We start from the raw sequence: 19239 nt of genomic DNA, 5'->3' as shown, positions 1-19239 counted from the left end.
TCCCACCACTGGTCGGGCGGGGCCTTGGCAAACAGGAAGTGGCAGCGGCCCGTCGGTGCAATGACAAGGATGTGGGGGCTTGCCTCCTTTCGGGAAGTGTCGGGCTCGGCAAGCGGCAGGGGGCAGTGGACCCAGTCCGCCGGCAGGCGGTCCTTCAGACTCCGACAGACGTCGATCTGAACCCGCTTGGCGGTCGTTCTCCGCCCGCTCGCAAAAGCCTGCGCTGACCCCCGTGTACCCTTCTCCGGGCCCTGCTTCCCACCGCTTTGCCTTGAATGGACCAACGGCCACCTCCTCTCCTGAGACCCAACCTCGCTATGACCAACCATTAAAATTGCGATTTCTGCAATATACATTGAATGACGAATATCGCAATATCAAAAGATGGAGAAGCAATGGATTCAGCAGCGCCTTCGCCAGCTCGGGAAGACCCAGCGCGGGCTGGCCAAACACATGGGGCTCGATCCCTCGCGCATCACCGAGATCCTCAACAAGAACCGCAGCATCAAGATTGAAGAGGCCGTGGAGATTGCCGAATACCTCGAGACCCCCTTGGACGATCTGATGCCGAAGCTCGGCACCGCCATCGCCCAGGGAATGCGGGCATCGAGCTTGGTGGTGGGCTACGTTGGCGCGGGTGAGACCGTTCTATCGATAGACGACCATGCCAAGGGCGGCGGCCTCTATAAAATCGAGGCGCCTCAAGGAGAAGGCGGAGGTGTCTGTGTGGTCGTACGGGGCAGTTCGATGGCCCCGCGGTTCAAGGACGGGGAGCATCTCGGCTACTCGCGCGACGAAGGCCTGGACCTTGCCAACTGCTTTGGCAGAGAGTGTGTCGTACAGACCGAAGACGGGCGTCAGCTCGTCAAAATCGTGGAACCGGGCGGATCGCCCGGAAAGGTGACGCTGGTTTCCGTGAATTCCTCCACGCCGATCGAGCAGAACGTCGCCGTCGAGTGGATCGCGCCGGTGACTTGGGTCAAGCTGAGGCCCCGTTCCTGACGGACCCCCGGTTGCGGAATCCGCTTATTTCTTGAGTTTCCAGGAAACCCTCAGAGATCCCTTCTGAAATTGGTGGCGAATATATTGCGCTAACTCCATCATAAGGTTGCGCAGTATTGCGATTTATGCAATAGTCACTGATTGCTGTCGAGCAGCACTCCTTCCGGCAGAGACTCGAAGTCAGGAGAGCTTTTGCGCATCGGCAAGAGAGCTCATCCGGCGCCATTTGCGCGACCCCGCTGGTCGACGGTCGTGGAGATGAGAGCACGAGTTCAGCACCTGCGGCATCAGGCTCATGCGTTCGGCGGTCCGATTGACCGCATGCCTACAATCCGGCCGCATCCCCCTTCGCTGAGCCACAGTCCTGCAGCCGGTTCGATATGGGCAACCTCCGGGACAAGCGCTATGTTGGTCTGGCTGACCGATCCGCTGACCTGAAGATGGACCCTGAGCCCTGTCCCTCACGCTCTGCCTAGAGACGCTTCCGCTCCCCCACCCTGCGATAGACTCACCGTATGGACTTTGAAAACAGCAGACACCGCGGCCTGCCGCTGCGGGTTGAGAGTTCGGCAATCAGGGCTAAAGGAAGACCGGCAGATGCCGGACCTTGGCCGGAGAACCTCCTTGCTCAACACACACGGGCGGCTGCGCCATGACGACGCTTAACCTCTCGGTCATTGGTAACTGTACCTTCGGCGCTTTGATGGACGAGAGAGCGCGCATTCTCTGGTCCTGCATGCCCCGCTTCGACAGCGATCCTGTCTTTTCGAGTCTCGTCGCCGGTAGCGAGGGCGATTCAAAGGGCCTCTACGAGGTCGAACTACTGAACTTTGTGCGGGCCGAACAGCACTACAGAAATAACTCCGCCGTGGTCATTACCCGGCTCTACGACCATGCTGACGGCGTCGTCGAGATCACCGACTTCGCGCCCCGCTTCAAACAGTTCGATCGGGTTTACAGGCCTGCATCCATCATACGCCACATCCGCCCGGTCTCGGGCAGTCCACGCATTCTCTTGCGCCTCAAGCCGACTTACGACTACGGCCGGGGAACGCCTGAGATCACCCGCGGCAGCAACCACATCCGCTACGTCATGCCGCACCTGACCCTGCGCCTGACGACGGATGCTCCGATCACCTACATCGTTGAGGAGACCGCCTTCACGCTCGAGCGGCCCACGACCCTGATCTTGGGGCCCGACGAGAGCCTCACGGCGCCGGTCGACGAAACCAGCCGTGAGTTCTTCAAGAAAACCGACGAGTATTGGCGCGAGTGGTGCCGCTATCTCGCATTGCCGTTCGAATGGCAGGATGCCGTGATCCGTGCCTCCATCACGCTCAAGCTGTGCAGCTTCGAGGAGACCGGCGCGATCATCGCCGCGATGACCACCTCGATCCCGGAGGCGCCGCACTCCGGCCGCAACTGGGACTATCGCTACTGCTGGCTGCGCGATGCTTACTTCGTCGTCCATGCCCTGAACCGCCTGGGCGCGACAAAGACGATGGAAGACTATCTCAGCTACATTTCCAACATCGTTGCATCGAACGTCGGGGCCAATGCGGCTGACGGACACTTGCAACCGGTCTTCGGCATTTCCCAGGAGGCCAGACTTGAGGAAACGATCTGCGAGTCTCTCGCGGGCTATCGCGATATGGGGCCGGTGCGCATCGGCAACCGTGCTTATACTCAGATCCAGAACGATGGCTACGGAAGCGTCATTCTGGCATCGACACAGAGCTTCTTTGATCGGCGGCTTGAACACCCCGGCGATATGAGCCTCTACGAAAAGCTGGAGAAGCTCGGCGAGCAGGCGACAAGGCTCTGGGATCAGCCGGACGCCGGCCTCTGGGAGTTGCGCACACGCCAGCAGGTCCATACCTACTCCAGCGTCATGTGCTGGGCGGCCTGCGATCGCTTGTCGAAGATCGCCGGCCGGCTCAACTTGATCGGACGCCAAAAGCACTGGTCGGCGGCGGCGAAGCGCATCCGCGAAGGCATCTTGGAGCACGCCTGGAATGACGACCTTGGCTGCCTCGTCTCGACATTCGGTGGCAGGGACCTGGATGCCAGTCTGCTTTGCCTCCAGGAGATCGGCTTCCTGCCGGCAGACGACCCCCGCTTCATCGGGACGCTGGACCAAATCGAAAAGCTGCTGAAGCACGATCGCTTCATACATCGCTACGCCGCCCCGGACGACTTCGGCACGCCCGAGGTCGCCTTCAACGTCTGTACCTTCTGGTACATAGACGCTTTGGCGGCGGTCGGGCGCACCGCAGAAGCACGCGAGCTCTTTGAGACGATGCTGGCAGCCCGAAACCCGATGGGCCTGCTCTCCGAGGATCTCTCCCCAGACAACTGCGAGCTTTGGGGCAATTTTCCCCAGACCTACTCCATGGTTGGGCTCATCAACTCAGCCATGCGTCTCTCGAAATCCTGGGAGGAGGCCTATTGAGCCGCCTGGTGGTCGTCTCAAACCGTGTCGCCGGAGCGCGGCCGGCCAAGTCGGGTTCAGAAGGGGGCTTGGCCGTTGCGGTGAGAGCAGCGCTGCGTGAGCGCGGCGGCATATGGTTCGGATGGAGCGGCAAGGTCCTGGCGCGCGACTATGACGTTCCGAACGTGGCGGAGGTAGGCCGGATCACCTATGCGACCGTCGACCTGACCCAGCGGGACTATGACGAGTACTACAAAGGCTTCGCCAATTCGACCCTTTGGCCGCTTTTTCACTATCGTCTGGACTTGACCGAGTTCGCGCATCGCACATGGGCCGGGTACCAGCGTGTCAATTCCCTCTTCGCGCATCGCCTTCACCCGCTGCTCAGAGACACCGACGTCATCTGGGTCCACGACTACCACTTCGCCCTTTTCGCCGAGCGCCTGCGCAGTGCCGGATGCAAGCAGAAAATGGGCTTCTTCCTGCACATTCCCTGGCCTGCCCTGCAGGTCTTCACCGCCCTGCCGATGCACCGTGACATCGTGAAGGCTCTCTGCGCCTTCGATCTCATCGGCTTTCAGACAAAGGAAGATCTCTCCTGCTTCCAGGACTATATCCGGCGCGAAGCGGGCGGCGAGGTCGGCAGGAACGGCACCATCAAGGCCTTCGGCCGTGTCCTACGCGCGGGGACCTTTCCAATCGGCATCGACACCGAAGACTTTGCCAAGATGGCGGCGGAAAGCGGGGAGTCCAAACAGGTCCATCGTCTCAAGCAGAGCCTGCAGGCCAGAGACCTCATCATTGGCGTCGACCGTCTTGACTACTCCAAGGGACTGATCAACCGGGTAGAGGCCTTTGAGCAACTCTTGACCAGCTACCCCGAGAACCGCGGCAAGGTGGTCTTCTTGCAAATCAATCCGCCCTCGCGGTCCGATGTGGCGGACTACATCGAGATCCGGCGGGATCTGGAGGCCACCGCAGGGCGGGTGAATGGCACCTTTGCCGAGTATGACTGGGTGCCGATTCGTTATCTCAACAAGAGTTTCAGCCGCCGCGTTCTGGCCGGCTTCTTCCGCTCCAGCAGGGTGGGCCTTGTCACCCCACTGCGCGATGGCATGAATCTCGTTGCCAAGGAGTTCGTCGCGGCGCAGTCGTCAAAGGACCCGGGCGTTCTGGTTCTGTCGCGCTTTGCCGGTGCGGCGCGCGAACTGGATGGCGCACTCGTTGTGAACCCCTATGATGTCGAGGGCGTTGCGGAGCGGCTTCAGGAAGCCTTGACCATGCCATTGAAGGCGCGACGCGAGCGTTGGCGCTCCATGTATAGGGCTATCGTCGAGAATGACGTGACGGCTTGGCGCGAGAATTTTCTGCTGGCCCTTCAACGGGGGAGCCGGGTGCATTGACGGGCACCGAACACCAGAGTGCGGCGGTCCTCGCCGACATCGGGGGAACCAACGCGCGCTTTGCATTGCTGCGGGCGGAAGGCACCAGCGAAGTCCTCAACCTGAACGTCTGCGACCACAAAACCGCCTACGATGCCCTTGCGGCGGCCTTGGACCGCTTTGGAGTGCAAGCGACACCTCAACACGCTGTCCTCGCCTTTGCCGGACCCGTCAGTCCGGAGCGGGCGCTGATGACAAACACGGCCTGGGAGACCAGCGCCAGCGACCTGCGCCAGCGCTTCGGCTTTCATCACGTCAAGCTGATGAACGACTATGCCGCCCTCGCCCTGGGTCTGATCCAGCTCACAGCAAAGGACCGTCGGTCCATCGGGCCTGAACTGGGAGGGACGGAGGGTCCGCTGGCCGTCGTCGGGCCCGGATCGGGGCTCGGCGTGGCGGCGCTGCTGCCGGCAGATCCGCACCCCATTCCTCTGGTCGGCGAAGGCGGACATGCAACCATGGCCGCGGCCGACGATCACGAGTCCGAACTGATTGCCGTGATCCGTGGCCGCTTGGGGCATATCTCGGCCGAGCGCCTGCTTTCCGGTCCCGGTCTCTCCAACATCCATCAGGCGCTCGCGGCCCTGGAAGACTCGAGGGCGGAGACCATTACGCCGGCGGAGATCTCGAGCCGGGGAGTCGATGGCTCGGACCCGCTTTGCCATAGAACCTTGGAGATGTTCTGCAACCTGCTCGGTTCCTTTGCCGGCAGCATCGCGCTTTGCTATGGCGCGCGCGGCGGCGTTTATCTGGGCGGTGGCATTCTGCCGAGATTTCCGGAGATCCTGGCCGCTTCGCAGTTCCGGGATCGCTTTGAGAGCAAGGGACGCCTGCAGAGCTACCTCTCAACCATCCCGACCTGGTTGATCACCCGGCCCAATGCAGCCTTTGCCGGGCTTGCCGCCGCGGCCCGGCAACTTGGGTGATTGTGCATCCGTCGCAAGAAGCGGATAGAGGCCAACGACTAGCCGCCTATTCTTGCCCCGTCCTGATCCGACGGAGGTAACTGACGGTGTCTGCCAAGATGCGGGCCGGCGACTGGCTGCTGATCATTCTCCTGGCGCTGCTGTGGGGGATTTCGTTCTTTTTGACGGAGATCTGCCTGCGGGATCTCGGACCGACTACGCTGGCTTGCGGACGCGTTGGTTTCGCCGCGCTGGCTCTGCTTGGGATCGCCGCCATCCGTGGCCAGCGCTTTCCCACCGCCCTTGCGGATTGGGGGGCCCTCGCCGTGATGGGTCTGATCAACAACGCACTGCCGTTCTCGCTCATCATGTGGGGCCAGACCCGGATCGACAGCGGCCTGGCCTCGATCTTGAACGCGACGACACCGCTTTTCACGTTCGTCCTGGCGCACATGCTGACCCGCGACGAACGGATGACCCGGCAGGGCACCCTGGGGGTGACGGTGGGTTTCCTGGGGGCTGTCGTCCTGATCGGTCCCTCCGCGCTCACGGGGTTGGGCGCAGACTCCTGGGCGCAGATTGCCGTGCTGGCTGCGGCCCTGTTCTATGCCCTGTCCGGCATCTTCGGGCGCCGGCTGCGCCACCTGGATCCAGTGGTCGCCGCCGCTGGGATGACAGGCGCGGCCACGGTCATCTTGCTGCCCGCCGCATTGATGGTCGATCAGCCCTGGGCATTCCGCCCCACGGCCGATACCTGGCTCGCCCTGCTGGTGCTCTCTACCGTGAGTACGGGGGGCGCCTACATTATCTACTTCAAGGTTCTGGCAAGTGCCGGGGCGACCAATCTGCTCCTGGTCACCTTCTTGATTCCCATCGCCGCGCTGATCCTGGGATCCACCGCCCTGGGTGAAGAGATAACGCTGACGGCCTTGGCTGGTATGGCCTTGATCTTCCTGGGTCTCGCCGTGATCGATGGGCGTCTGCCGGCTGTCCTGACCCGGCTGAAGCATCGCACCCGTGGACGGCGCACCCGGTCGACGAACCTGCCTTAGTCCTAGAGTCCTACTCTCTGCGGAAATTAATCCGTGTCTGGCGGGTATCCTTTACGTGCCCTTAACTGATTTGACTAAAAATTGGCTCTAGGTCTAATCAAATCAATCAGGGGAGCCCTTATGGGACTATCGAAGTCTTCCTTGGAAACGCTGATCGATCTCGTTGAGATCAAGCTCAGCTGTGTCGAGGTCTATGACCGGGACGACTCGCGGGAACTGCTGAACCTGCAGCGCTGCAAGGATGAGCTTTCAGGGCTTCTCGGCCGTCCGGGCTCGCCCCCTTCAGAGGTGATTGCCTTGCGTCCGCGAGGACGCCGCCGGGGCCGCCGGCCTTCGGCCTGAACCAGCACCGACGCAGATGGCCGCCGCTCCCGGCTAAGCGGGCACGGTCATCCCTTTCGCAACAGCCGGGCGCGCCGCGATGGCGTCATACCAGCGCCTGACGTTGCCGAAGTCTTCAAGAGCGATCCCCTGCCATTCATGCCGGGCGGCCCAAGGGTAAGTGGCGACATCGGCCACCGAATACTCGCCGGCTAGAAACTCAGCCTCGGCCAATCGATTGTCCAGCACCCCATAAAGCCGTCTGGCTTCGTTCGAATAGCGATCGACCGCGTAGGGGATCTGTTCCGGCGCGAAGCGACGGAAATGATGTGCTTGTCCGAGCATGGGGCCGAAGCCGCCCATCTGCCACATCAGCCACTGCATGGCGAGCGCATGGCCGCGCGGATCTCCTGGCATCAGGCGTCCGGTCTTCTCCGCCAGGTAGAGCAGGATCGCACCGGTCTCAAAGACGGAGATCGGCTCGCCATCGGGCCCATCGGGATCCACGATTGCCGGGATCTTGTTGTTGGGACTGATCTTGAGAAACTCCGGGTCGAACTGCTCGTCTTTGCCGATGTCGACGCTATGCACCGCATAGTCGAGTCCCAGTTCTTCCAAAGCAATGGACGCCTTCCGTCCGTTTGGCGTCTTCCAGGTATAGAGATCGATGGTCACGGCGCGGCTCTCCCAAACTCAATCGATGTGACATTCGCTGGCGGCAAGCTGCAGGTGCGCCGGCTCGGATGCAAGAGGGGGGCACTCTGCCTTCCCAGGTTTCAGCCCCAGGATATCGGAGGCATGTCGGGCTATCGTCTGGCGTATTGGGTCGCACCGAAGAGGACTTCGCGCGCCTTGTCGTCGAAGCCATCGCTACGCAAATCGGTAAGCACCTCGACACCGCGCTGCACCGCCGAGCGTTCGGCGATCTCGTCGAACCAGCGCTTGAAGTTCGGGTAGTCGTCGCGCTCCACGCCCTGGCGATCCGGATAGCGGGTCCAGGGCCAGGCTGCAATGTCGGCGATGGAGTAGTCGTCGCCCGCAAGATAGCGGGCCTCGGCCAGCCGCTTGTCGAGCACGCCGTAGAGCCGTTTGGCTTCGTTGGTATAGCGGTTGTAGGCGTATTCGATACGCTCCGGCGCGTAGGAGCGGAAGTGGTGCGCCTGCCCCAGAAAGGGCCCGAGCCCTCCCATCTGCCACATCAGCCATTGCAGGGCGGCATAGCGGCTTCTCGGGTTCTCGGGAAAGAACCGGCCGTGCTTGTTGGCGAGGTAGATGAGAATGGCCCCGGTCTCGAAGACCGAAATCGGCTCCCCGTCCGGCCCCTCGGGGTCCACGATGGCAGGCATCTTGTTATTGGGACTGATCTTGAGGAACTCAGGATCGAATTGGTCGCCGGTGCCGATGTTGATGGGATGAACGTTGTAGGCGAGCCCCAGTTCTTCCAGCATGATATGCACCTTGTGCCCGTTGGGCGTTGCCCAGGAATAGAGCTCGATTGCCATGACCTTCTCCCTTGCCCCATGAAACCGCAGTGCCCGCCGAAGGCCCCACGCCACGGCACCTCTGCCGCGCATCCGGAAGAAATGCGGTCGGAGGGCCGCGATTGCAAGCAGGAAGCTCGTCCTTGCCTCGGTCCGATAGCGCCCCTACCTGGAGGTAGGATGATGACGAGGTCGCCATGCAAACCAGCCTGAACGCCGATTTCAGCCGCCCTGCGGCCATGGACATCGCTTCCATGGAGTGGCAGGCAAGCCCGAGCCCGACGGTCTGGCGCAAGCGGCTGGACCTGGTGGATGGCGAATTCAGCCGCGTCACCTCTGTCGTCCGCTACGATGCGGCCTCCGCCTTTCACCCGCACGATCATCCGCAAGGAGAGGAGATCCTTGTGCTGGAGGGCGTCTTCTCCGATGAGCACGGGGATTACCCTGCAGGGACCTATCTTTTGAACCCGCCTGGGTTCCGTCACGCCCCCTTCTCCGCGGAGGGCTGCGTGCTCTTCGTCAAACTTTGCCAGTTTGCCGGCACCGGCCGGGAACATGTGGTCGTCGACACGCGGTCCGCCGAATGGCAGGCCGCCGCGCCCGGCGTTGAGCGACTGCCGCTCTACGAAGACGAGCGGTTTCCCGAAGATATCGCGCTCCTGCGCATTGCTGCCGGTGCGGACCTGCCGGCAGCCTTGACGACTCCCGAAGCCGCACCGCGGGGCCTCGAGGTCTTCGTTGTCTCCGGCTGCCTCAAATCGCATGCGGACCGTCTGAACGCCGGTGCGTGGTTGCGTGAACCCAAGGGCCTGGACCGGAGTTTCACAGCGACGACCGAGACAACCCTTTACCTGAAGCGCAACCATCTGGGCGACAAATCCCACTGATCAGCGGCGCCTGCAAGCCAAGGCAAGACCTGCGCGCCCTCTTCAATCCACAGATAGCGCTCCGGGAACCTGCGGCCCAGTCCTGCACATCCCTGAACCTCACGTTTGCGGGGAAATCTCTACCTATTGTCTTGCGGTCAGTTACTTTGAAAACTTCAAATTCGATAAAATACGAGATAAATTTCTTTTAAATAGAGCTTAAATAATATTTGAATTTTTATACGTTAATATTTGATTATTACTATCTTTTCGTGTACGCTGATCACAATTGATTGACCACCAGATGGAGCAGTCGATGACGCAGCCTCCGACTTTAACGCGGGATAACCCCACGAGTTCGGATGCCAAAGATCGCACCAGGTCGGACTCGGGCCGGTCCGCCGAGCAGGACAAAAGAACGGCGGCCCGCCTCGGCGATGCCTTCGCCCACGGGCGCCTGTCGGAGGACGAGCGGCTCGCCGCGATCCAGACCTTCCGGCGGCTGGCCTGCGATGCCGAGGTCGAAGTGCGTCTGTCATTGGTGGAGCACATCAAGGGCTGCCCCTTCCTACCCCACAGTATTGCCCGCATGCTGGCCGACGACATTGAAGCGGTGGCCGTGCCCATCCTCAAGTACTCGATCGTGCTGACCGACGAGGATCTGGTCTCCATCATCGGAGACGGCAATACGGTGAAGCAGCAAGCCATCGCTCAGCGCTCGACGGTCAGCGAGCTGGTGTCCGGCGCGCTGGTGAGTACCGGCAAGAAGGCCGTGGTCGACACGCTACTCGCCAACGATGGCGCCCGGATCTCCGACGATTCCTTTCAGACCGTCGTCGATGTCTTCGGTGGGGAACCGGAGGTGCAGGCGCTGCTTGTCGACCGACCGACTTTGCCCATTGCGGTCAAGGAGCAGCTTGTAAACCTGGTTTCTGAAGATCTTCAGAAGCGCCTGATCGAAAAGCACGCCCTGCCGGAGGTCCTGGTCGGCAAGATGATCTCTCACGGGCGGGAACGGGCCCTGGTCCAGTCGTTGGAGACGGCGACGTCCAACTACGAGATCGAGGCTGCCGCCATGAGGCTCTGTCTCAAAGGTGCCCTGACACCGACATTGCTTCTGCGCACGCTCTGCGTCGGCAGGCTGGATCTCTTTGCGATCTGTATCGCCACCCTGGCCCGCTTCCCCTCGGCCAAGACCCGCGCCGCCCTGGCCGATACCCAGTCAACCGACTTTCACAGCCTGATCGAGCGCTCCCGCATCCCGGCTCATCTGACGGATGCTTTCAGGATCGCCCTCGACGTTGTCTTCGATGTCCGCTGCCAAAGGGCGATCGGCTGGGAAAAGGCGGATGAGAAGCGCATTATCCAGCGGCTGGTCCATGTCTACGACCGGCTCAGCCCGGACACCCTCGAAAGCGTCCTCTACCAACTCGGAAGCCTGGAAGCGGAAGCCTAGCCCAGCTTCTGGCGCAGCACCTGGTTCACCAGTCCGGGGTTGGCCTTGCCCTGGGTCGCCTTCATCACCTGGCCGACGAACCAGCCGAGCACCTTCTCGTTGCCGCCCTTGAACTGCTCGACCTGCTTGGGGTTGTTGGCGATGATGTCGTCCACCAGCCCCTCGATCTCCGAGCTGTCGGAGATCTGCTTCAGGCCTTTGGCCTCGACGATGGCCGACGCATCCTCGCCGCTTTCCCACATAGCCTCGAAGACCTCCTTGGCGATACGCCCGGAAATCGTGCCGTCGGCAATGAGGTCGAGCAGACCGCCCAGTTTCTTGGCATCGACCGGCGTGTCGGCCAGTTCGATGCCGCTCTTGTTCAGCGCCCCGAAGAACTCACCGGTCACCCAGTTGGCGGCCAGCTTGGGATCGCGACCTTCGGCCACGGTCTCGAAAAACGCGGCGATCTCACGGTCGGCCACCAATACCCCGGCGTCATAGGCCGGCAGGCCGAAGCCGCTCATGAAGCGCGATTTCTTGGCGTCCGGCAGTTCCGGCAGGCTTGCCTTGATTTCCTCGATCCACGCCGGATCGAGTTCCAGCGGCAGCAGATCGGGATCGGGGAAATAGCGGTAGTCGTGGGCCTCTTCCTTGGAGCGCATGGACCGCGACTTGCCGGTCATCCCGTCGAAGAGGCGGGTTTCCTGGACGATCTCGCCGCCTTCCTCCAAGACCTCGACCTGGCGCCGGGCCTCGGCTTCGATGGCCTGTTGGACAAAGCGTATGGAGTTCACGTTCTTGGTCTCGGTACGCGTGCCGAAAGGCTCGCCGGGCCGCCGCATCGAGAGGTTCACGTCGGCCCGCATGGAGCCCTCGTCCATGTTGCCGTCACAGGTTCCCAGATAACGCAGGATGGTGCGCAGCTTGCGCAGATAAGCCCCCGCCTCCTCCGCCGAGCGCATGTCCGGCTTGGAGACGATCTCCATCAGGGTCACGCCGGAGCGGTTGAGATCGATGTAGGACTGGCTCGGATGCTGGTCGTGGATCGACTTGCCGGCGTCCTGTTCCAGATGCAGGCGCTCGATCCCCACCTCCCGCGTCTCGCCGTCCTCCAGGTCGAGGATGATCGTGCCCTCCCCCACGATGGGGTGGAGGTACTGGGAGATCTGATAGCCCTGGGGCAGGTCGGCGTAGAAGTAGTTCTTGCGCTCGAAGACCGAGGTCAGGTTGATCTTGGCATTGAGCCCCAGGCCGGTGCGCACCGCCTGCTCCACCGAGTGCCTGTTCAGGACCGGCAGCATGCCGGGCATAGCCGCGTCGACCAGGGAGACCTGGCTGTTGGGCTCCGCCCCGAAGGCGGTCGAAGCGCCGGAGAACAGCTTGGCCTTGGAGATCACCTGGGCATGCACCTCCAGCCCGATGACCATCTCCCACGCGCCTGTCTTGCCTTCAATCAATGCCATCTCCGCTCTCCGCCTCGCGAGTTCAAGAGCCCGCTCGATCCGTCACGCCGCCAAAAAGGTCGGCTTGGCCTCGAAGGCCGCCGCCTCTTCCAGCACGCCGGCCACCCTGTAGACCGTCTCCTCATCGAAAGCCCTGCCCAGGATCTGCAGGCCCAGCGGCAGGCCGTCCTGGGACAGGCCTGCCGGCACCGAGATGCCCGGCAGCCCCGCCAGCGAGGCGGGCACCGTGAAGACGTCGTTCAGATACATGGCGATGGGGTCGTCCATCTTGTCACCCATGCCAAAGGCCGGCGACGGGGCCGTCGGCGCGAGAATGGCATCGACGGTCTCGTAGGCCTTGGCGAAATCCCGCGCGATCAGACTGCGCACCTTGCGGGCCTTGTTGTAGTAGGCATCGTAGTAGCCCGCAGAAAGCACATAGGTGCCGATCAGCACCCGGCGCTTCACCTCGGCGCCGAAGCCCTTGCCGCGGGTCGCCTCGTACATCTCGTCCAGGCTCTCCCCCGGTTCGCGCAGGCCGTAACGCACCCCGTCGTAGCGCGCGAGATTCGAGGAAGCTTCCGCCGGCGCGACGATGTAATAGGTCGGCAGGGCGTAATGAGTGTGCGGCAGGGAGATCTCCACCGTCTCGGCCCCCGCCGCCTCCAGCCATTGGATGCCCTGCTGCCAGAGCGCGTCGATCTCCTCGGGCATGGCGTCGATGCGGTACTCCTTGGGGATGCCGATCTTCATGCCCCGGATGTCGCCGGTGATTGCCGCTTCGTAGTCCGGCACCGGCCGGTCGACCGAGGTCGAGTCCTTGGGGTCGTAGCTCGCCATGGCGCGCAGCATGATCGCCGAGTCCCGGACCGTCCGGGTCATCGGCCCGGCCTGATCGAGGGACGACGCGAAAGCGACGATCCCCCAACGCGAGCAGCGCCCGTAGGTCGGCTTCATGCCGACGATGCCACAGAAGGCCGCCGGCTGGCGGATCGATCCGCCGGTGTCGGTTCCCGTCGCTCCCAGGGCACAGCGCGCCGCCACGGCGGAGGCGGAACCGCCGGAGGAACCGCCGGGCACCAGCGGCCGGTTGTCGCCGGACTTGCGCCAGGGGTTCTCCACGCCGCCGTAGTGGCTGGTCATGTTGGAGGAGCCCATGGCGAACTCGTCCAGGTTGGTCTTGCCCAGCAGCACGGCCCCCGCATCCCAGAGATTCCGGCTGACGGTCGACTCGTAGGTCGGATGGAAGCCGTCGAGGATATGGGAGCCTGCGGTGGTCAGCACCCCCTCGGTGCAGAAGAGATCCTTCATGCCGATGGGCAGGCCCTCCAGCAGGCCGGCCTCGCCGGCGGCGCGGCGCTTGTCCGAGGCCTCGGCCATCTCCAGCGCCTTCTCCGGCGTCTCCGTGATGAAGGCGTTCAGGGGCCGGGCCGCCTCGACGGCCGTGATGTGGGCTTCCGTGAGTTCCTTGGCGGAAACCTCGCCCTTGCCCAGGAGGCCCCGGGCGCCAGCGATGGTCAGATCGGCCAGCGCCGCCATCACTCGACCACCTTCGGGACGGCGTAGAACCCGTGGGCGGCCTCGGGGGCGTTTGCCGTCACCTCTTCCGGATATCCGCCATCGGTGACGGCGTCGTCGCGCAGCGGCAGCTTCATGGAAACCACCGAGGTCATGGGTTCGACCCCCTCGGTGTCCAGTTCCGAGAGCTGCTCGATCCAGCCCAGAATATTGGACAGTTCCCCGGCCAATGCCTCGCTCTGGGAGTCTTCGACGCGAATGCGCGCCAATCTCGCGATTTTCGCGACGGTGTCTTTGTCGACCGACATCGGCCAGCAATCCTCGTTTCGGAAGGCCCCGTCTCGAGCCGCCACACCGAAGCACCGCGGCGCAGCGAAACTGGGGATCTGGGGCATTGAAAACCGCCGGAAACTAGCACCCGGCCCATTGGCCTGCAAGAACGAGCCGGCGCCCGCTGCCGCACCTTGCCGGCCTCTCCGGCTCTCCCTATAACGGCGCGATGGCTGAGGTCGCACTCTCGAACATGCGGAGCCATTTGGCGCGCGGTCAGCGCCTTTTGGGAATCGACCCGGGCAGCAAGACCCTGGGTCTGGCGGTCTCCGACTCCGCCCTTGCCGTCGCCTCCCCGCTGGAGACGATCCGGCGCGGCAAGTTCACCGAGGACGCCGCCCACCTCGCAGAGATCTGCCGGCAGAGGAACGTGGGCGGGCTGGTCATCGGCCTGCCGGTGAACATGGACGGCAGCGAGGGGCCGCGCTGCCAGTCCGTCCGCCAGTTCGCGCGGAACCTCGCCGAGAAGGCCGGCTTCACCCAGCCGGTGGTGTTCTGGGACGAGCGCCTGTCCACGGCAGCGGTCGAGCGGCTGCTGATCGACGAAGCCGACATGACCCGCAAGCGCCGGGCCGAGGTCGTGGACAAGATGGCCGCGGCCTACATCCTGCAGGGCGCCCTCGATGCTCTCGCCGCCGGCGCCCGGGCCAGCGATGAATCGGAAGAGAACGACGCCAGTTCTTGACCCCGGCCGAAGCGGGCGGCACAACACAGACCTTCGCTTCTGCCCGCCAAGGACCATTGCCTGATGACCGCACCCCTTACCGGACTGCGGGTCTTCGACCTGACCCGCATCCTGGCCGGCCCGACCTGTACCCAGCTCCTCGGCGACCTGGGCGCCGATGTCATCAAGATTGAGCGGCCCGGCCAGGGCGACGATACCCGCAAATGGGGGCCGCCCTTCGTCCAAGACCCGAACGGTGAGGACACCACGGAAAGCGCCTATTTCCTCTCCTCCAACCGCAACAAGCGCTCCCTCGCCCTGGACATTTCCAAGCCCGAGGGGCAGGCCCTGGCAAAGCGCTTGATCGGCTTCTGCGACATTCTGGTGGAGAACTTCAAGGTCGGCAGTCTCGCGAAGTACGGTCTCGGCTACGACGACCTGAAGGCCCAGTTCCCGGGTCTCATCTACTGCTCGATCACCGGCTTCGGGCAGACCGGCCCCTATGCGCCGCGGGCCGGCTACGACTACCTCGCCCAGGGCATGGGCGGAATCATGAGCCTCACCGGCGAACCGGAAGGCGAGCCCATCAAGGTGGGAGTCGGCATCGCCGACATCATGTGCGGCATGTATGCCTCGACGGCAATCCTGGCGGCCCTCCACTACCGCGGCATGACCGGTCTGGGCCAGCACATCGACCTCGGGCTTCTCGACAGCCAGGTCGCCTGGCTGACCTATGAGGGCCTCAATCACCTGACCTCGGGCGAGATCCCCAAACGCCAGGGCAACGAGCACCCGAACATCGTCCCCTACAAGGTCCTGCCCTGCGCGGACGGCTACTTCATCCTGGCAGTCGGCAACGACGCGCAGTTCCAGCGCTTCTGCAACTTTGCCGGCTGCCCCGAACTGGCGGAGGATCCGCGCTTCACCACCAACGCCAACCGCGTCCGCAACCGTGCGGAGCTCTATGCCCTGCTGCCGGAGGTGACGGCGCGCAAGACCCAGACGGAGTGGGTCGACGGGCTCGCCGACCTCGCTGTGCCGGCAGGGGCGGTCAACAATCTGGCGCAGGTCTTTGAGGACCCGCAGATCAAGGCCCGCGAGATGAAGATCTCCATGCCCTACCCCGGCAGCCGGGACGGCCAGGTCGATCTGATCGGTAATCCGATCAAGTTCTCGGAGACACCGGTGGAATACCGAGTCGCGCCGCCGCGCAGTGGCCAGGACAGCGATTCCGTGCTCCGGGAACTGCTCGATATCGGCCCTGAGGAATGTGCCCGATTGCGCGGAAAAGGCGTCATTTGACCGGGGCGAGGCGTGGCCGTCGGCAATATCTTTGGACAGCCGCTTGCCCAAGGGCCGGGGCGGTGCAATAACACGGCTTTAATGACTTCGGCGCAGAGAGCGACCGCCACTGGCGGCTATCATCACCGCCATCTCCTTGGAATAGAGGGGCTGACGGCACCGGAAATTCTCTTTCTGCTCGACCTCTCCGACAGCTACGTCGATGTCAACCGCGCGACCGATAAGAAGAGAGACCTTCTGTTCGGGCGCACGGTGATCAATCTTTTCTTTGAAAATTCAACACGTACGCGGACGTCTTTCGAGTTAGCTGCGAAGCGACTCGGCGCCGACGTCATCAACATGTCCATCGCCTGGTCGTCGATCAAAAAGGGCGAAACGCTGATCGACACCGCGATGACCCTCAATGCCATGCACCCGGACGTCCTGGTGGTCCGCCATCCCGATTCCGGTGCTGTGCAACTGCTCTCGGAGAAGGTCAACTGCGCGGTGATCAACGGCGGCGACGGCAGCCACGAACACCCCACCCAGGCCCTGCTCGACGCCATGACCATCCGCCGGCGCCTGGGCCGGCTGGAGGGGCTTCAGGTGGCGATCTGCGGCGACATCACCCACAGCCGCGTGGCGCGCTCCAACATTCATCTCCTGACGACCCTCGGCGCCCGGGTCCGCCTGATCGCGCCGCCCACGCTGATGCCCAGCAAGGTGGAGCGCATGGGCGTTGAGACCTTTCACGACATGCGCAAGGGCCTGGAGGGTTGCGACATCGTGATGATGCTGCGCCTGCAGACCGAACGCATGCAAGGCAGCTACGTGCCCTCGACGCGGGAGTACTACCGTTTCTTCGGGCTCGACCAGGACAAGCTGCAGGCGGCGAAGCCCAACGCCCTGATCATGCACCCGGGCCCCATGAACCGCGGCGTCGAGATCGACAGCGATCTGGCAGACGACATCAACCGCTCGGTCATTCGTGAACAGGTGGAGATGGGCGTGGCGGTCCGCATGGCCTGTCTCGATACCCTCAACCGCAATCTCATGGCCGAGCGTCTGGCAGAGGGGCAGGCCGCACAGTGAACGCCCTGCCGCCCAAGCACCGCACCGCCTACATTAACGCCCGCCTGCTGGACCCGGCGAGCGGCCTGGATGCCCCGGGGGCTCTCCTGGCCGAAGACGGCCGGATCAGTGACGTCGGGCCGCGCCTCTTTGCCGAGGGGGTCCCTGAAGGTATTCGAACCATCGACTGCGCCGGTGCTTGCCTGGCCCCCGGTTTCGTGGACATGCGCGTCCACATTGGCGAGCCGGGAGAAGAGCAGAAGGAGACCATGGACAGCGCCGGCCGTGCCGCGGCCGCCGGCGGCGTCACCTCGATGGTCGCGCTGCCCAACACCGATCCGGTCATCGACGACGTCGCCGGCGTCGAGTACATCGCCCGCCGGGCAAGAGAGGAAAAGCGCGTCAAGGTCTACACCTATGCCGCGGTCACCCGCGGCATCGAAGGCAGGGAACTGACGGAATTCGGCCTGCTTGGGGAGTATGGCGCGGTCGCCTTCACCGATGGCCGTACGGCCATCGCCTCGGCCCGGGTCATGAGCCGCGCCCTCTCCTACGCCAAGACCTTCGGCCACCTGATCGTCCAGCACCCCGAGGAGCCCACCTTGGCCGGGGGTGCCATGAACGGGGGTGAACTGGCCACACGGCTCGGCCTTCCCGGCATTCCCGCGGTGGCCGAGGTGATGATGGTCGAGCGCGACCTCCGCCTTGTCGAACTGACCGGCGGGCGCTACCACGTCGCCCATGTCTCCACGGCGGCGGCGGTCGAGGCGATCAAGCGGGCCAAGGCCCGCGGCCTCGACGTCACCTGCGATACGGCGCCGCACTACCTGACCCTCAACGAGATCGCCGTCGGCGACTACCGCACCTTTGCCAAGGTCTCGCCGCCGCTGCGCAGCGAGGACGACCGGCGCGCCATCGTCGAGGGCCTGAAGGATGGCACCATCGATGCCATCGCCAGCGACCACAGCCCCCACGACCAGGAGTCCAAGCGTCTGCCCTTCGCCATTGCCGAACCCGGCATCGTCGGCCTTGAGACCCTGCTGCCCCTCGCCCTGCAACTCCACCATTCCGACAGCATGCCGCTCCTCGACCTCCTGGCCTGTCTGACGGTCAAACCGGCCAAGATCCTCGGTCTGGAGGGGGGTCGCCTGGCCAAGGGTGCCGCCGCCGATCTGGTGATCTTCGACCTCAACCGAGCTTGGCGCATCGACCCGGATCGCTTTGAAAGTAAATCGAAAAACTCCCCCTTCGAGGGCCTGCCCGTCCAGGGCCGCGTGCGCCGGACCGTGGTCGATGGTCGCACCCTTTTCGAAGCCGCCTGAGCGGGCTGCCGGGCGATGCCGGATCCGATCTCCTGGGGCTTTGCCTGGCCCTATCTGTTGGCGGCGCTGATCGGCGGCTACATCTTGGGCTCCCTGCCCTTCGGCCTCCTCCTGACGCGGGCCGCCGGTCTCGGCGATGTGCGCGAAATCGGCTCCGGCAACATCGGCGCGACCAACGTCCTGCGGACCGGGCGCAAGGGGCTGGCGGCTGCCACCCTGCTGCTGGACGGCGGCAAGGGCGCGGCTGCGGTCCTGATCGCTGCGAACTGGGGGCCGGATATGGCCCTGGTGGCTGCCTTCGGCGCCGTTGTCGGACACCTCTTTCCGGTCTGGCTGGCCTTCAAGGGCGGCAAGGGCGTCGCCACTACCCTTGGGGTGCTGATCGCGCTCTCGCCTCTGCTGGGGGCGCTATGCTGCGCGCTCTGGCTGCTGGTCGCTTTCGTCTTCCGCATCTCCTCCCTGGCAGCCCTGGTCTGCATCGCGGCGGCACCATTCCTCTCCTGGGTATTGCTGGGGGACCTCCAGATGGTGGAGTTGACCGGTGCCCTCGCCCTGCTGGTTTGGTGGCGCCACCACGCCAACATCGCCCGCCTGCTGAAGGGCGAGGAACCGCGAATCGGACGCAAAGCCGGCTGAGCGAACCTTCTGGCCGATGCGCGTCTGCACCGCCAGG

General features: G+C 63.7%; 18 protein-coding genes. 13 read left to right on the top strand and 5 right to left on the bottom strand.

Going from position 1 to position 19239, the window contains the following annotated elements; genetic code table 11:
* The first annotated feature begins 384 nt into the window (after window positions 1-384).
* From Q0996_RS25070 to Q0996_RS25045, 6 genes are all read left to right on the top strand, one after another.
* Complete coding sequence (locus Q0996_RS25070; RefSeq protein WP_299626819.1) at window positions 385-1002, top strand: XRE family transcriptional regulator; 618 nt, start codon at window positions 385-387, stop codon at window positions 1000-1002.
* A 607-nt stretch (window positions 1003-1609) separates the two neighbouring features.
* Window positions 1610-3454 carry a glycoside hydrolase family 15 protein gene (locus Q0996_RS25065; protein ID WP_322096802.1) on the top strand — a complete coding sequence of 615 codons (1845 nt, stop codon included), beginning with the start codon at window positions 1610-1612 and terminating at the stop codon, window positions 3452-3454.
* The gene (gene otsA / locus Q0996_RS25060) at window positions 3451-4836 is read left to right on the top strand and encodes an alpha,alpha-trehalose-phosphate synthase (UDP-forming) (RefSeq protein ID WP_299626816.1); all 1386 of its coding nucleotides are present in this window, start codon (window positions 3451-3453) and stop codon (window positions 4834-4836) included. The genes Q0996_RS25065 and otsA overlap by 4 nt, the downstream gene beginning before the upstream one ends.
* Complete coding sequence (gene glk / locus Q0996_RS25055) at window positions 4833-5801, top strand: glucokinase (protein ID WP_299626813.1); 969 nt, start codon at window positions 4833-4835, stop codon at window positions 5799-5801. The genes otsA and glk overlap by 4 nt, the downstream gene beginning before the upstream one ends.
* Window positions 5802-5887: 86 nt before the next feature.
* Complete coding sequence (locus tag Q0996_RS25050) at window positions 5888-6832, top strand: DMT family transporter (RefSeq protein WP_322096801.1); 945 nt, start codon at window positions 5888-5890, stop codon at window positions 6830-6832.
* 141 nt (window positions 6833-6973) lie between these two features.
* Window positions 6974-7174, top strand: a complete 201-nt coding sequence (locus tag Q0996_RS25045; RefSeq protein ID WP_299626810.1) for a hypothetical protein — start codon at window positions 6974-6976, stop codon at window positions 7172-7174.
* A gap of 33 nt (window positions 7175-7207) precedes the next feature.
* On the opposite strand, the gene Q0996_RS25040 is transcribed toward Q0996_RS25045, so the two are convergent.
* A complete protein-coding gene (locus Q0996_RS25040; RefSeq protein WP_299626807.1) occupies window positions 7208-7828 on the bottom strand; it encodes a glutathione S-transferase N-terminal domain-containing protein in 621 nt (206 codons plus the stop codon).
* A gap of 131 nt (window positions 7829-7959) precedes the next feature.
* Window positions 7960-8655, bottom strand: coding sequence for a glutathione binding-like protein (locus tag Q0996_RS25035; protein WP_299626805.1), 696 nt, complete (start codon window positions 8653-8655; stop codon window positions 7960-7962).
* 176 nt (window positions 8656-8831) lie between these two features.
* Here Q0996_RS25035 and Q0996_RS25030 point away from each other — a divergent pair, with 176 nt between their 5' ends.
* Window positions 8832-9521 (top strand): cupin domain-containing protein, encoded by a 690-nt coding sequence (locus tag Q0996_RS25030; protein ID WP_299626802.1) that lies wholly within the window; start codon window positions 8832-8834, stop codon window positions 9519-9521.
* A 295-nt stretch (window positions 9522-9816) separates the two neighbouring features.
* Entirely contained in the window at window positions 9817-10956 is a 1140-nt protein-coding gene (locus Q0996_RS25025; protein WP_299626799.1) for a DUF2336 domain-containing protein, read from the top strand.
* On the opposite strand, the gene gatB is transcribed toward Q0996_RS25025, so the two are convergent.
* Genes gatB through gatC form a run of 3 tightly spaced genes read right to left on the bottom strand, consistent with a single transcriptional unit; the run spans window position 10953 to window position 14206 of the window.
* Complete coding sequence (gatB, locus tag Q0996_RS25020) at window positions 10953-12401, bottom strand: Asp-tRNA(Asn)/Glu-tRNA(Gln) amidotransferase subunit GatB (RefSeq protein ID WP_299626796.1); 1449 nt, start codon at window positions 12399-12401, stop codon at window positions 10953-10955. The two genes, Q0996_RS25025 and gatB, sit on opposite strands and share 4 nt — an antisense overlap.
* A gap of 42 nt (window positions 12402-12443) precedes the next feature.
* Window positions 12444-13919 (bottom strand): Asp-tRNA(Asn)/Glu-tRNA(Gln) amidotransferase subunit GatA, encoded by a 1476-nt coding sequence (gene gatA, locus Q0996_RS25015; protein WP_299626793.1) that lies wholly within the window; start codon window positions 13917-13919, stop codon window positions 12444-12446.
* Window positions 13919-14206, bottom strand: coding sequence for an Asp-tRNA(Asn)/Glu-tRNA(Gln) amidotransferase subunit GatC (gene gatC, locus Q0996_RS25010; RefSeq protein WP_299626791.1), 288 nt, complete (start codon window positions 14204-14206; stop codon window positions 13919-13921). Before gatC ends, gatA begins: the two co-directional genes overlap by 1 nt.
* A gap of 191 nt (window positions 14207-14397) precedes the next feature.
* Here gatC and ruvX point away from each other — a divergent pair, with 191 nt between their 5' ends.
* The 5 genes from ruvX (at window position 14398) to plsY (ending at window position 19202) form a co-directional block, all read left to right on the top strand.
* On the top strand, window positions 14398-14913 hold the full coding sequence (gene ruvX, locus Q0996_RS25005; protein WP_299626787.1) for a Holliday junction resolvase RuvX: 516 nt from the start codon (window positions 14398-14400) through the stop codon (window positions 14911-14913).
* A 63-nt stretch (window positions 14914-14976) separates the two neighbouring features.
* On the top strand, window positions 14977-16194 hold the full coding sequence (locus tag Q0996_RS25000; RefSeq protein ID WP_299626784.1) for a CaiB/BaiF CoA-transferase family protein: 1218 nt from the start codon (window positions 14977-14979) through the stop codon (window positions 16192-16194).
* Between the two features lie 81 nt (window positions 16195-16275).
* Window positions 16276-17265, top strand: a complete 990-nt coding sequence (locus Q0996_RS24995; protein ID WP_299626781.1) for an aspartate carbamoyltransferase catalytic subunit — start codon at window positions 16276-16278, stop codon at window positions 17263-17265.
* Complete coding sequence (gene pyrC, locus Q0996_RS24990; protein ID WP_299626778.1) at window positions 17262-18566, top strand: dihydroorotase; 1305 nt, start codon at window positions 17262-17264, stop codon at window positions 18564-18566. Before Q0996_RS24995 ends, pyrC begins: the two co-directional genes overlap by 4 nt.
* 15 nt (window positions 18567-18581) lie before the next feature.
* Window positions 18582-19202: a glycerol-3-phosphate 1-O-acyltransferase PlsY gene (plsY, locus tag Q0996_RS24985; protein WP_299626776.1), complete on the top strand. Its 621-nt coding sequence runs from the start codon at window positions 18582-18584 to the stop codon at window positions 19200-19202.
* The last annotated feature ends 37 nt before the right edge of the window (window positions 19203-19239 follow it).

The sequence above is a fragment of the Pelagibius sp. genome (assembly GCF_028289705.1).
GTDB lineage: Bacteria > Pseudomonadota > Alphaproteobacteria > Kiloniellales > Kiloniellaceae > Pelagibius.
The sequence above is the reverse complement of the archived record's forward strand: the minus strand, read 5'-3'. Positions and strand labels throughout refer to the sequence as shown.